The sequence below is a fragment of the Larkinella sp. C7 genome (assembly GCF_006149005.1).
Lineage (GTDB): Bacteria > Bacteroidota > Bacteroidia > Cytophagales > Spirosomataceae > Larkinella.
The window spans coordinates 339872-353151 of sequence record NZ_VBSL01000006.1 but is presented as its reverse complement, the minus strand read 5'-3'; the positions used below and the strand labels follow the sequence as shown (position 1 = coordinate 353151).

At 45.3% G+C, this 13280-nt stretch carries 17 protein-coding genes; 2 read left to right on the top strand and 15 right to left on the bottom strand.

All coding sequences use genetic code 11. The annotated features are described in order from the left end of the window. Positions 1 to 38 precede the first annotated feature (38 nt). The 3 genes from FH871_RS17725 to FH871_RS17715 all read right to left on the bottom strand — a co-directional run bounded on the left by FH871_RS17725 (position 39) and on the right by FH871_RS17715 (position 1308). Entirely contained in the window at positions 39 to 644 is a 606-nt protein-coding gene (locus FH871_RS17725; RefSeq protein WP_138992742.1) for a hypothetical protein, read from the bottom strand. Beyond that, on the bottom strand, positions 637 to 888 hold the full coding sequence (locus FH871_RS17720; protein ID WP_138992741.1) for a hypothetical protein: 252 nt from the start codon (positions 886 to 888) through the stop codon (positions 637 to 639). Before FH871_RS17720 ends, FH871_RS17725 begins: the two co-directional genes overlap by 8 nt. A gap of 210 nt (positions 889 to 1098) precedes the next feature. Further along, a complete protein-coding gene (locus FH871_RS17715) occupies positions 1099 to 1308 on the bottom strand; it encodes a helix-turn-helix domain-containing protein (protein WP_138992740.1) in 210 nt (69 codons plus the stop codon). Between the two features lie 187 nt (positions 1309 to 1495). Here FH871_RS17715 and FH871_RS17710 point away from each other — a divergent pair, with 187 nt between their 5' ends. Both FH871_RS17710 and FH871_RS17705 read left to right on the top strand, forming a co-directional pair. Then, positions 1496 to 1684: a hypothetical protein gene (locus tag FH871_RS17710; protein ID WP_138992739.1), complete on the top strand. Its 189-nt coding sequence runs from the start codon at positions 1496 to 1498 to the stop codon at positions 1682 to 1684. Positions 1685 to 1719: 35 nt separating this feature from the next. Then, entirely contained in the window at positions 1720 to 1986 is a 267-nt protein-coding gene (locus FH871_RS17705; RefSeq protein ID WP_138992738.1) for a hypothetical protein, read from the top strand. 292 nt (positions 1987 to 2278) lie between these two features. Here FH871_RS17705 and FH871_RS17700 read toward each other — a convergent pair whose 3' ends face one another. The 12 genes from FH871_RS17700 to FH871_RS17645 all read right to left on the bottom strand — a co-directional run bounded on the left by FH871_RS17700 (position 2279) and on the right by FH871_RS17645 (position 13242). Continuing rightward, on the bottom strand, positions 2279 to 4093 hold the full coding sequence (locus tag FH871_RS17700; RefSeq protein ID WP_138992737.1) for a hypothetical protein: 1815 nt from the start codon (positions 4091 to 4093) through the stop codon (positions 2279 to 2281). Between the two features lie 298 nt (positions 4094 to 4391). After that, positions 4392 to 4742, bottom strand: coding sequence for a hypothetical protein (locus FH871_RS17695; RefSeq protein WP_138992736.1), 351 nt, complete (start codon positions 4740 to 4742; stop codon positions 4392 to 4394). 50 nt (positions 4743 to 4792) lie between these two features. Then, positions 4793 to 6511: a hypothetical protein gene (locus FH871_RS17690; protein ID WP_138992735.1), complete on the bottom strand. Its 1719-nt coding sequence runs from the start codon at positions 6509 to 6511 to the stop codon at positions 4793 to 4795. Further along, a complete protein-coding gene (locus tag FH871_RS17685; protein WP_138992734.1) occupies positions 6504 to 6836 on the bottom strand; it encodes a hypothetical protein in 333 nt (110 codons plus the stop codon). The genes FH871_RS17690 and FH871_RS17685 overlap by 8 nt, the downstream gene beginning before the upstream one ends. A gap of 40 nt (positions 6837 to 6876) precedes the next feature. Next, on the bottom strand, positions 6877 to 7164 hold the full coding sequence (locus FH871_RS17680) for a hypothetical protein (protein ID WP_138992733.1): 288 nt from the start codon (positions 7162 to 7164) through the stop codon (positions 6877 to 6879). A gap of 26 nt (positions 7165 to 7190) precedes the next feature. Next, entirely contained in the window at positions 7191 to 8663 is a 1473-nt protein-coding gene (locus tag FH871_RS17675) for a terminase large subunit (protein ID WP_138992732.1), read from the bottom strand. A gap of 109 nt (positions 8664 to 8772) precedes the next feature. Beyond that, complete coding sequence (locus tag FH871_RS17670; RefSeq protein ID WP_138992731.1) at positions 8773 to 9189, bottom strand: helix-turn-helix domain-containing protein; 417 nt, start codon at positions 9187 to 9189, stop codon at positions 8773 to 8775. Between the two features lie 28 nt (positions 9190 to 9217). Beyond that, the gene (locus FH871_RS17665) at positions 9218 to 9850 is read right to left on the bottom strand and encodes a hypothetical protein (protein WP_138992730.1); all 633 of its coding nucleotides are present in this window, start codon (positions 9848 to 9850) and stop codon (positions 9218 to 9220) included. 39 nt (positions 9851 to 9889) lie between these two features. After that, positions 9890 to 11245 (bottom strand): DnaB-like helicase C-terminal domain-containing protein, encoded by a 1356-nt coding sequence (locus FH871_RS17660; protein WP_138992729.1) that lies wholly within the window; start codon positions 11243 to 11245, stop codon positions 9890 to 9892. Then, complete coding sequence (locus FH871_RS17655) at positions 11242 to 11976, bottom strand: hypothetical protein (protein ID WP_138992728.1); 735 nt, start codon at positions 11974 to 11976, stop codon at positions 11242 to 11244. Before FH871_RS17655 ends, FH871_RS17660 begins: the two co-directional genes overlap by 4 nt. 55 nt (positions 11977 to 12031) lie before the next feature. Further along, entirely contained in the window at positions 12032 to 12865 is an 834-nt protein-coding gene (locus FH871_RS17650) for a phage antirepressor KilAC domain-containing protein (protein ID WP_138992727.1), read from the bottom strand. Next, positions 12862 to 13242 carry a hypothetical protein gene (locus FH871_RS17645; RefSeq protein ID WP_138992726.1) on the bottom strand — a complete coding sequence of 127 codons (381 nt, stop codon included), beginning with the start codon at positions 13240 to 13242 and terminating at the stop codon, positions 12862 to 12864. The genes FH871_RS17650 and FH871_RS17645 overlap by 4 nt, the downstream gene beginning before the upstream one ends. Positions 13243 to 13280: the final 38 nt, after the last annotated feature.

Genomic DNA, 13280 nt, shown 5'->3' with positions numbered 1-13280 from the left:
TTAGCCGGGCCATTCACAGCGTCACTATGTTTGTTTGTTTATTTTACGAAGGAGGTTTTATTGATCTGATAATCCCGGTGCAGGTCGTAAGTCTCCTCAAAAGTGGTCGGTAGCCGGGTGAACTCTTCCCAACCGTCAGCGTAGGTCGAAGAGTCTGAATCCTCACTTAACCGGATGTAGTCAACCAAATCCAGATCGTACAGCTCGAAATTCTCTTTCAGACTGTTGGCTACCGGATAAACCGAAACCGGGATTTTCTGAGCCTCCTGTTTATTGTGAGTCGAGAACAGAATCAAATGCGTAGCGTCGGAGAGGTAGGCAAAACGGGCTACTTTAGAAACCGACAGGCCGCAAATGTCCTTTGTGGTCATATCGACTAATTGAAAACTTAAAACCCGGTCCTGACGCATTAGTAGGGCGTAGATATTGTTCACTCCCATGTACCCGGCTTGATTATTTTTCGAGCGCAGGGCGCGAAACAGCGTTACCGCATCGGCTGGACATTTGATCGTTAAAGCCGTATAGTTGGGCGGGTAAACGTATTCGACCTTAAACTGAGGTAGCAGATTGAGAGCGTCGATGGACGGATGAGTGCCGAAGAACTGACTTACCGTCTGGGTGCTGGCGAAGGTTTCGTTATTCATTGTTCGACCCTCCTTTCTGGGTTTCAGGTGAACCGAAAACGAAGTCAGCCATTGTGTCCATTTCTGAAATAGAAAGCTGGCTCAGGGCGTGGTGAACCGCAGCGCGTTGCTGTAGCGGGGTGGTCTGGGTAAACTGGCTCTTGCCATCGACCACCCGAAGGCGTAAAAAAGAGATGGAGGGTGGGGTTTGCAAATCAGTAGTTGCAATACTCCCAGCGGATACGTACTTTCGTTCCGTGTTCATAGTTAATATCAGATTAGTTGTGACACTTACCCCTTCGCAAAGGCCTCAGAAACTAAAGCGTTGGGGTTTTTTATTGGATTTTGGCTTCCTTCATACAGTCCAGCGGGCAACCTCATCGGTACTCTATCGCCTTTTCTGATTTCTGCCGTTCCAGTGATATAAAGGTACGGAATGTTTCCATATATAGCAAATTTTTGGGTAAATAAATTTCTATTTATGGAAACTGATATTAAGTTTGATCTTAAGTGCTTCGGCTATTTTTTTTAAAGTCTGAACAGTCAGGTTCTGTCCGTTATTCTCATACTTACTTATTGTTGGCGTTCCGACACCCATTCTTTCGCCTAACTCCTTTTGAGTCAATCCTGCTTCTACCCGCGCTTGCTTTATGGCCTGACCTACTTCTTGTGCTATATCTGACATTGGCTTATCGATTTGAGGCAAATATAGAAGCGGTAAATGTAACTACCTCGCCAAACTTAATAAACGGCTTATAATACCTCGCGGGCGATAGCTCCCTCATCGAAAATATTCCGTAAAATACTTGCCTTACCTTTTGTTCCGTTACGGAACAATCCCTATCTTTATACTGTTAATCAATCACACAGCTATGAAGCGCAAAGATTTAGAAAAGATGATAACCCTGCATGAGAGTTATTACCGACGCGCCAAAGCTATGCTGGATGAACGTTATTTTGAATTGGAGGAACGGGGCGAAGAGATGAAATGGATTAAGGAGTACGCCAAACAAAAAACTATTATCGCATGGCTCAGGGAGCAAAAAGCGGATGATGAGTAACACCGGGGGTGAAAGCCCCACAACTATAAACAGCTATGGAAACTAAGACCAAGATTGATTTCGATGCGGAACTAGCCGAAATCCAGGCAGGGACACGGCAGACACTCGACTTTCTGAAAGTGAACGGCCATGAACTGATTCTGGATGAATGGTTGACCATTGCGGAGTACAGCAAAAAGTACGGCATGGATTCTCATGTCATTACCAACTGGATTCGACGCGGCACGATCCCCGCAGATTCCGTTGTCGAGATTCCGAAGTTTAATAATATCCGACTGGTTAAAGATCGGGCGTATCGGTAGACACTCCTTTTTGTTAAAAAGGCCATGAATGAGAAACTTTTCAATCTGCAATTCTAGCAGATTACCCAACAGTCCGCGGACATGAAAAAGGACATGCAACGGGGATTCGAGGAGATCAAGGATATGATTAAAGAGCAGGCCCGGAAGTAATCTGGGGCCGATCCGCTATATTTGCCCAGCGACGCTGGATAGCGTCAATTATGTTTGTTTGTAAAAGACCCGGCTGGTTTTACTGGCCGGGTCTTTCTTTTTGTACTGTATGTGGTGTACTCTAATGATAATGAGATAAATGCTATTTAATTATGGGAACTAAATTTTGACAGGTTTCAGTGTTGATCTCAAAATTTCTTAGCAATAACAGTAATTCCGAAGTGGATAGTACCCTTGGGACTTTGTCTGTAATCCAGTATTTTTTATCTAGTGTATGAATGTATTCACGAAATGGTGATACGCCAATTGGTAATATATAACTAAAAGGAGTGATGTCGTAATTTGTTCCAATTGGATGATTTGCAAGCCAGATTGCTTTCTTGTCAACGTCGGAAATAGATTTTTCTACAACGTTATTTTTCCTATATTCAATAGCCTTTTTATCTCCTCTATGACAAGCTATAGAATAAGAAACGGCTTTGCATTCAACTATTATTAGTACATCTTTTATGGCAACAGCATAGTCAATTTCTTTCTCGTTATCTTTCTCTTTATTTTTTTGCTTTTTATATGTACATAAGTTGCCATTAGTAGGAATTACTGTGGATTTGCCTAATATCTTCTCCAGCATATCACCCTTTTTTGTTTGATTTATTTTGACATCAAAATACATGTTCTTAAGTCTATCAAAAATCCATAGATAATCAATGATATAGCTGTCGTTACCAATTGGGAGAAAAACCGAATTAAAACCACCAAATTTTAGGCTTAAAATTTCCCTATTCTTTATTAGCTTCAAGTAATCAAATCCTTTCTCTAAATTTATACTAGTGACTTCTTCATGTGACATTTCATACATTTCTGAAATGGTTTCAGTCCTACTCTTGATATAGTCTAATAGAACTGATTTTGCAATAGGCCCTGAATAGCAATTGTTAAATATATTAATTAGATCCTTTATGCGTTTCTGGATTCTATCCTCTCTGGTTATTAATATTAGTGCTGCAATTATTACATAGATTGAGTCAGGTGAAAAGCCGAATTTTTCTATAAAACCATTTCTAAACAATTGATGCGCTTCTCTATAGGATTTTAATGGAAATACCGTTGGCATATAATTTGGTATATACGATGCAAATTCCGGCCCAAAGGCATCACCAAAAAGTAAACTGCGCATTGAATGTCGCTTATAGTTAATATTTAAGAAGTGAGCATTAGACTTTTCAATATAATCATCACCCACAAACACAGTTCCGGTCATTGAACTATTTTGAACCACATTAGCCAGTCTTTCATTGTAATTAATACTCAGTTCCTCCATTTCTCCTCTATTGATCCAAAACATACGATGAGGGTCATGGTTGACCAATAAAGAATAGCCTCTATTAATTGAACCAGTCGAAGAAGTACAACGCCATATTTCATATACAAGCTTACATAAATCATAATATTCTACGATATCATTCGCAGTTAAAGTGATAAATGCTAATGAGTACTTGAACTGCGCGATCAAATATCGCTCATACTCGAACTCTTTAATTGTTAAAATTCCACCTAAAATATTCTGTAAATGAACATTTTTAACTAAAGATACCTTATTGCACAAAGTTAACTTCCCGTACTTTTGAAATGCGGTATCTAGTATATTTTTGCACTCAAGGTTCTTGTGTTCCGATTCGTCGGCCCCCATAGTATTTACTTGAACACTTCTACTAAGGTGAAGCCAGTAAGCAATAGATTGATTAGAAATAATTTTCTTCAATTCCACTTCCACTAGTTGATAATACTCTTCAATTAATTTTGAAGCTTCCTCAGAATAATATTCTCCATCTTTGATTCGCTCCCAATATTTTTGACATATTGGATGATTATTTCGATTATATGAGCTGGAGACCTGGGTGCGGAGAAGCTGTATTACACGAGTATTGTATTCGTGGAATGGTTCTGATGAGATCATGAGGCTGATTAAGAGTTTCTTAAAATTAATATATGTTCAAAAATAGAGAAAAGTCTATAATTTACTTTTTATTGGTTTTGTACTTTTAGGTCAATTTCCCGATCAAGTATCCTCATATAAGCAAACGACAGATAAATGATCGGGAAAAAATCTCTAAATTTTCTTAGTGCGCTGGGCATACCTGGCACCAGCAACAAACATCGCCAGTGACATCCACGGGACGACCAGAAGGCCACTGGCCACCACTTATTCACGCCGATCAGTCTTCAGGCTTGATGTTGTACACAGTCCGTTCAATCTAGCTCCCCTTTCTGGAGTTGGTATGCCGGACCTGATCATAAATAATTAAGCTATTGATATACCGGCTAACACTGATCCCTTTTTCTCGGCAATAGGTCTGCACCTGCTTTTTCCGGGAAACCGGCATTATCAACCGAACATTTTCTGTCTCTTCCGCCCGTTTCAATGCCAGCGCCCGACCCGGTTTGTTGTAGTGAAATTTTTGCCGCGCGGCACTGACTTGTCGACGTTCTTCCGGAGTCGCTTTGTCGTAATACTTCCGCCAACTTCGGTATTCGATTCGTACCGCTACCGTAATCGATTCACCGTTTTGAACCCGTTCTAACGTCCGCTCGAAAGCTGTTGGCATTGTAAAGCCCTCCAAAGATAAATTTATACAAAACCCTAGTTGGAAAGAATTTAGAGAGCAATCAACGATATAGTGCATGTCCTGCCCGATTGATAATTGTTCACCCGATTCAGATAAAAATACCCATCCGCTATTTCGATGTCTCCAATTCGAACGTTTTTGAGACGGATTGGAAGATTTGGATTGAGAGTGGCCATATCGACCGGGCGCAAATACAGGGAAGGGACAAATACCCTAGGGCGCCGAAGGACCCGCTTTAAACCGCCGAAGTACCGCCCGATCAAAGGCACTTCACTAACTTGTCCAGGCACTGGGTCAAAAGCCAGCGAGAAGTTATTCTCATTGGTTACAATGGAATTTTCGCGCCGGGCAAACCAGCAACCGGTCAGCGTTACTGCGGCTGGCTTGATGTTACCGTTGATATCGAGAATCTGCGTAGCTACCTCGAACGTTTTCGTTGGTTCCACCAGAATAATTCGTGGACTGGTGGAGTTTTTATTGATCTGGATGGTATCTCCCCTGCCAGTGATCTTGCGCGTTTCAATCAGTAACGGTAAACCAAAATCACCTACCTGCCGGGTTGAGGGCAAAGTCGCCGAAAAGGGCAACTCAAAAAGGGCCGTTTCGGTTGACTGTGCCGTGTTTTCACAACGAATAACCCCATCTCCATACCCTTTGTCAACGCCGTCCTGTTCCTTGTATTTCACATAGTTTTTCTGGGCATACGGCTCGATCCGGAACTGAACTTCCGGCGCTTCACTTTCCTCAACCTTTGCCGACCAGTCAACTGCATTTACCCGGTTGTTGGTCAGATCGGTCAACTTGATTAACTCTACCGTTTTGCGCTGATTGTCAATATTAAACCACCCCGACATCTGGAACGCAATGGACTTTAGAAGCAGAGAGCATTTCAGATCGGGGAGGTTTCGGGCAACCAGCCAGTTATCGCCGGTATAAACTACCGGGTCAGGTTCAAAACTGGCAAAAGCCGTTTCACTCGTCTGGAATATTTTAAGTTTATATTCTGCAAACGTTGTTCGCTTACCCACCGTTAGCCTGATTTTTACCACATCCCCTTTTTTCAGTAAGACGGAAGTATCGACTTCGAGCCGGTCTCTTTTTTCCGCAAGAATACTAGTATTGTAAAGGGTTTTACTCCAGTACGCCTGGTGAACGTTTGCGCCGTTTACCTCCACAATTAACTTTAATTCGGGAGCGCCCAGTTCAACACGCGCTACAAATTCCTGATAGGCTACTACGCGGAGTCTCATATCGGTATCAGCAGTGTATTGATAGGTGACTGGATTGTAGTTATTTACCTTGCCGTCATAAAAAAACGGGTCGCGGTTGTCAATCGAAAACGGCTGAATGCGGTTCAATCGCCCAGTATTAACAAACTCAATGGTTGGTGCATCGACAAGCGTTACCCGAGCCCGGCGGGCATCCACCCAGTTTTGATCCCGGCTGACCGGCTCAGCTTCACAGAACGGCAACGCCATTGCCCTAAATAACGGATCGTCCAGCCAGGCACCTACTAGTTTGTAGCCTTGCTCAGCAACGGCTTGTGCGGCAAGTTCGCGGACAAAGACCGAGGGAAATAGGGTATCTTGGGGCACGATCCCCTCGCTGACGGTTCCATAATCTAAAATTGGGTAGCAGACCCCATCCGTGGCGCCAGCGCGCGCATTGATTTCGTCCAGCGTCCAGGGGTGATCCAGTCGGGAAAGCTCCAGATCCCGGATACTCTTTTCACTCAGACTGTCAAACAATGCCCGGTGCGTTTCGTAGATGACCACTTTCCAGCCCCCCCTGGAACGATTTGAGTTCCGCCCGGCCATCGAAAACGATTTCCTCCTCTTCAATGATCCGGGCGGGAACCAGTTTATAGGGATGCTGGCCACCGGCGTCCAACTGCTCGGCATTCTCCAGAAGTTTTTGAATAGCCAGTGTGTTGGGCAAATTGAACTGATTGGTATAACTCAACTCCAGCGAGTCCGGCGAGGTCAGGTCGTTTACCTGGTAATTGATTGCGTAATCGACCTCAGCGACCCATTGCCATCCAGCCGGGCCGTAAAAATATATTCCGTTTTCCATGAAACAGCTTATGTGAATTGTTGACAGTACGTTAAAGCATCTATATTCTTGAGCGATCTTTATAACTGATGGCCCAACGAATCGATCTCAGCTTCTGTTTTTGTTGGGCTAGATCGGCGAGATGCTGTTGCAGTTGTTGTTCAATCTCTTTTACCGAGACTCGGTATTCCTGGGCCGTAATACTTTTTCGCGTAAGCTCATTACTGAAGGATTCTTTTTGGTTGTTCAAATCATCGATCAGCCGGTTTAGATCGGAGATACGCTCTTCCGTAGTCACCTTATCTAATTTCATCTCAACAAGAGCTTCGTTCGTTTTTTCTGTTGCCATAATAAAATGTGTGGATATGTAAATTTTTAAATTGTCTTCGGACTTGACAGCTGGATGCTGCGGAACTTACCGGCTCCCTTTTTAGGCTTATTATACTTGGTGAACACCGCACCTCGAACGGCATCCATCGCGTGGTTATAATCATCGACCGGATCATTCGTTGCCTTTCCACCGGCCATGATCCACTGGTAGTTTTTAACTTCCCGAGCCAGGTTGCGACTCCTGCGCGTGTAGAACACCCGATACTCTTTCAGCTTGCTAATACCGGCATTGACTGAGCCAGGGCCTTTGTCGCAACCTGTAGCATTGATGCCCGGTAGCTTCTTACCATGGGCATCGTAGGTACCCCGGCGGAGTTCCTCCAAGGATTTGGGTTCGGCCTTGTCACAGATCGTTTCCCGACCCGGTGGTAATCCGGCGGCATGATAATACTGCAGCAGATCCTGATTGGTCAAACCAGTTTTATAGAACACCTCATCCAAATACAGCCGGTTACCGATCTTTCCAATCTTGATCAGGGCACTGGGGTGATTGCTGAACCCAAAGTCAAGCCCATGGAAATACACATCACAGGAGGGCATTTCATCGATCTCCGCCCAGTCGGGAAAAACCATGGCCTCCGGGGAGGGCTTGGGATCACCTTGGTACAATGCATTAAAGGTGATGGGCGAATCGGTGCGTTTCTTCTCCATGCGCTCCCGGCTGTGCTTTTCGGGCCACAGGGCAGCTCCCAGAGGTCGATCATCATAGGGCAGAATGTCAGCCGTGCGGAGGGCGGCAAAATTGAGCAAAATCCACCCATCCGGATTGACATCGGACCAATACCCATCCCGATCCAGAAAGCGGCCGGCTGGATCGTCCTCATCCCAACGAGTGGTGACATAGAGCATTTGTCCATCATTATCCAACCGGGCTTCGACGACCGATTCAATCCAATCCCAGGTTCTTTCCCGGATCGTCAATGATTTAGCTTCCTGGAGATCTTTGAGCAAATCGTCGAAGATGACTATATCCACCGGATCACCCGTCAGTGGGCCTTGTCGACCAACGGATTTCAATACTCCACCATTTCCCACAATATCGAACTCATCGGTAGTCCGGGTTGAAGCCGGGTCCTTGTGGCTTGCCAACCGAACACTGGGGAATAGATGTTTATAGCGGTCACTATCCATTCGTAGCTGAATCTCCCGGTTGAACTTCTTGGCTTTGGTGGCCGCGTAGGACAACACCGCAATTTTCCGGTTAGGGTTTTTCCCAAACAGGTACGGCGGTAAGTTCCGAGTCGATAATTCTGACTTCCCGTGTTGAGGGGGTGTCGTAATCATCAGCTTTTTGATGTGACCATCGGCGAAGCGTTGCAACCGATCGGCCATAACTGCATGAAACGGCTGCATTGAATAATCCGGTTTCAGGTACGGCACAAACCAGACGTAAGACCTTCGGGCTTGCTCCCGACGAATCTGTTCAATTTGAACCTGTTCAATCGTTAGTGGCTGCATGAGCTTTCTGTTGCAGTTCTGCCAATTTTTGTGTTAGCTGTTCATCGGTCAATTGGCTGAGGTCATTGGTATCAATTTTGCCGCTGTGGTGGTGCTCCACCTTGTCGCGCTAATGATTCGGCTGCCGGTTTTTCAGCCAGTTCAATGCCGCTCCAGCATCGGGTGGTACGTGCTTGGTGACGACCTTCGTAACGTTTAATAATCCCTTGTTAAAGCTGCCTGTTGCGGAGTCGAGTGGTGCCTTTCCTTCGCGGGTAATCTCGTGGTAGTCGAACCCAATACAGCGTTTGTAAAAGGCTTCGGCGACCTTAGCGTCAGCTATTTTTTTTCCTTCCTGGACTGACCGTAAAAATTCGGGATACTGTTTCTTCCAGTTTTCAATTGTCTTTTCCGATACCTCAAAGGCTTCGGCTAAATCCCGATCGGTCGAGCCTTCCAGTAAACAGAGTTGCCGGGCGATAGTGGCATATTCCGACTTATACTTGGAAGGTGCTCCCCGTGGTCTTTGTTCTTCGATTTCTTTCATGATTTCGTGTGGTGTGGATATAAAACAATTAGGAAGGCTGTTGAACAACGGTAAGCGTTAATTCCTGATCCCCTTCGCTGGAATGAAAATGATTATAGCGGCCAATCAGGGAGACGACGTAAGCCAGGGCATCGTAGAGGACCGCTATGGTGTATTCGTTGATCCAGGTGGGATGCCGGATCACCACCGCAAAGGTGCCAAAGCCCGTCGGAAAAAAATGTTGCTCGTAATACCTGAGCTCACCGTCCAATTCGCTCAGGGCTTCCAAAAGCGCTTTCTCGGTTTCTATGACCTGAACTATATTGACGATAGTGAGAGTTAAGGTCTGGTCTTTTTTTTCTACAGAAGACGTTGTTACCTCTTTAGTTACGGGTTCTGGTAATTCTTCCGGATACCGTTTATGAAACACCTGTGTTGTGTACGCTTTTAGTGCAGGCTGACTCGGTTCCATTATCAGATGAACCAGATAGATTTCGATTTCCAGTGTATACTTACCGGTCTGGTTCTGGCAGAGGTCTTCAGCAAAACGAAAGGCCTGACGGCGGGCGGTTAACAGATCCGGGTGAGAAAAGACCTGCTGATTGGTTTCAAACTCATGCGGCCGGTGTGGAGCGTCCCAGCGAACCAAGTAGCCTAAATTTTCGGTAGTCGTGTTGATCATGGTGTGTTGTGGTATAAAAAACGTTACTACTAGCTAGTTTTAAAAAGGGACATCCGGAAAGGGAGTCGAGCCGACGCGGTTAGTCGGCGCATCGTAATATGTAAGCAAAGGATAATCCTCATCCGTAGGCATCCCATTACGCCATTTGGGCAGGTGGATCTCCAGCGTTTGGGGAGTAATAATGATGCTGCTCTTATCGTAAGAAAGACCGTACTTATGCGGCCTAAACAACATCATTACTCCATCACTGTCCTGTTCGATCTGGCCACTTTCGCGCAAATCCGAGAGTTTAGGACGTTTCTTCCAGCCTTCACGTTTCTCATGATCCCGGTTCAATTGTGCCAGCGCTAGTACAGCGATATCCATTTCCTGAGCCATTTCCTTACAAGTCGAGCTGATGTCGGAAACTCGCTCATAGCGGTTCTTAACCAGACTATGTTTAACGAGCTGCAGGTAATCGATCACCAGCAGCTTAATGCCGTGCCTGCGCTTCCATTCGGAGGCCTGATATTTAAGTTGGACCAGTTCGATGGGTTTGTCCCAAATGTGCAATGGCGCTCCGGAGAGCTTCGTTACGGCTTGATTAATCCGGCGATAGTCTAAGCCCTTACCCCGATCAAGTTCGAAATTGCTATAACCCGTTTCGGCGGCAACAAACCGCCCCAGGATCTCGGAACCTTTCATTTCAAGCGTACACAATCCTACGGCATTCCCTGCTTGTAGAATCTGATGTTTGATGATGTGTCCTGCAATTGCCGTTTTACCAATACCCGTACCGGCTGCCAGCACGTAAAAGCCTCCCGATTTCAGGCCATTCGTCTGCTCGTCGAGCGTTTGGATGCCCGTTAATAGCCCGGAATACGGCCCTTCACGCTTTACTTTTCCATCCAAATCATTCAAAAATAATTTTAGATGATCATTAACAGTTGGACGCTTCATCGATTGAATGGCCCCCATAATATTGTCAATATCGCCGTCAACGCGTTCCAGCAGTTGCAGGGCATCAGTCGTTGGATCGGCGGACATCCGAATCATTCGCTGCCCGTATTGCCCTAAAAATCTTTTCACGGCCAGTTCATAGAGGAACAGACATTTCGGCGTCAGATCAAAATAGCCGCCTTTTTCAACAACCGGCATTAGTCCGATCGTATCGTGACCGTTTTTTTGAAGCCATTGTTTAGCGGCCAGAAAATCACACTCCTGTCCCTGGCTATACAGATGGGCAATGGCCTGGTAAACGTGTTGATGAAACTCTTTGTAAAAGATGGCCGACTTTTGAATATAGCGAAGCAGCTCACCCGCTTTATCGGGAGTCGTCAGCACACTGCCCAACACGGCCGCTTCTAGTTCTAAGTCGACGTTGATCAGATGAGTCGATGTGGTGATGTTGTTCATCGCAGCGTAGGTTTAGCAGTGGGTGTCGGGGCAACCGTTAATCCATTGAGGTGAGATCCGGACGACCGGCTCTGTTTTTTCTCCACTTCATCAATTACCCAATTATGAATGGCCCCATAGTCGGACTTGTAGCTTTTGCCATGAGAAAGCTTGTAGTTTGAAAGCTTGTCCAGACAGCGGTCGGCGAAGTCTTTGCCAAATTCTTTTTCGAGTTTATCATACTCGGACTGTTGCAGGTATACATTTTCCCGAAAAGCGATTTTATCCTTATTGACAGATGTATTCTTGTTTTTAGGTTTATTGTTTATTAGTTTATTATTAATAGGTGCGGTAGAGGTATCAGTAGCGGTATTGTTGAGGTGCAAAAATGCACCACTATTTTCCGACTGAGGTGCAGGAGAGGTAACGGTAGCGGTGCATTTTTGCACCTCAGCTTTTAGCCACTCACTCAAGTTAAAGCTGGCAGGTGCATACTCGTTACGACCCGGTTTATACGTTATCAGGTCCTGCCCGGTTAACCACCGCAATGCCTCATAGTACATCCGCTTGGAGCATCGGACTTTGTTGATCAACCGGTCAAATTCAACAGCTGTTTCCCGCCAGCCATTTCGGTTACAACTATCAACAACGGCCAGAAAGACGGAGCCATACTCAGACTTATAGCCGGGTAAATAGGGTACCACTTCCCAGAACCAATTCATCAGACGGATATAATTGATAACCTCACTCATAGTATGCCGGAACAAACCGCTTCCGGCCAACGGATTACAGGTCAACGTATCCTAATCAATGATCGGATGAACTGGCAGGTGGGGAATGAGTAATTAAGGGAAGGGCTAAAGCGCTAGTTGGCGAACTGTTTAGCAGACGGTGAATGAACGCCCTGCCTTTTTCCGTCCAGACCAAGTAATGCCGGGTCCGGCTTTTCCTTTCTTTATTGGTGTAGACATGCGTTCGGGAAGAAGACAAGCCCTTATTTTGATACGGGGCGTAAAGAATATATTGACCGTCGTGATAATACTGCACCCGACGCTGAACCAGAAGTTGATTGAGTTGCTTTGCCGATAGACCGAGTTCTTTGGCGATAATCGTTGTGGTGATATCGTCGACGCTGGCCAGGACTTTATCGGCATATGCTGCTTTTGGCCGTAGCTGAGCATTCTCCAGAAGTAATTGCTCCTTCTCTTCTTCAGCCTGCAGGATCATTAACGCCAGTTCTTTCCGGCTATACTCCTTGCTCGATACCTCAACTTTGCCGGTCCGTAGAAGTTCAGCCACCCATTCATCGCATTGAACCGCAAAGTCGACATCAAGCCATCGGGCCAATACAACGATCAGTTTCTGGTGAATCCAGGTGGATGGGTTTGAACCTCCTCTTCGGGTTTGGATCAAAGTGAGATTTTCACACTTTGCCTGAGATGCCTGTATATACCGCTGAGAATCAGGTAGCCTTATCCAATCAATCGGCCGCTTTTCAAACGGCTTGCACATTCCGGTTGCATTCGCATACACCTCGTGATTGATTATTTCGAACTCAATCGGGTTCCCTTTGTATTTTTTTATTTGGGAATGGCGTATTCCTGAAGCTAATGACGGAGTATAATTTAGAAATGGTATCATGACACCTTACGCCCTCCGCTGCGCGATGTTTTATGGCGACTGACAAACTGTTCCTCAGCTAATTGTTCTACTTCAACAGTCTGCACACGTCGATTGCTCTGTAACCAATGAGCAATTGTCTGATCGTGAATTAATAATCGCTTACCTATTTTTGTTACGCCTGGAATTTCATTATTAGCAAATTTTTGACGTAACGTGGAATCAGGTACACTTGAAAAGTACTTAGCCTTACATCTTTTATAGTCGATGTATTCCGGGTCTGTTCCAGCAGAATGTTGTTGAATAAAAAGGAAATAACGTCGAAACTCTATACCAATGGCTTCGGCAATTAGAGCTTGTAACTGTGATTCAGGGGTTACTACGATTTTGTTTTCCATGTCTATCTTGTTATTGACATGGGCAAAGGAAGTGGATT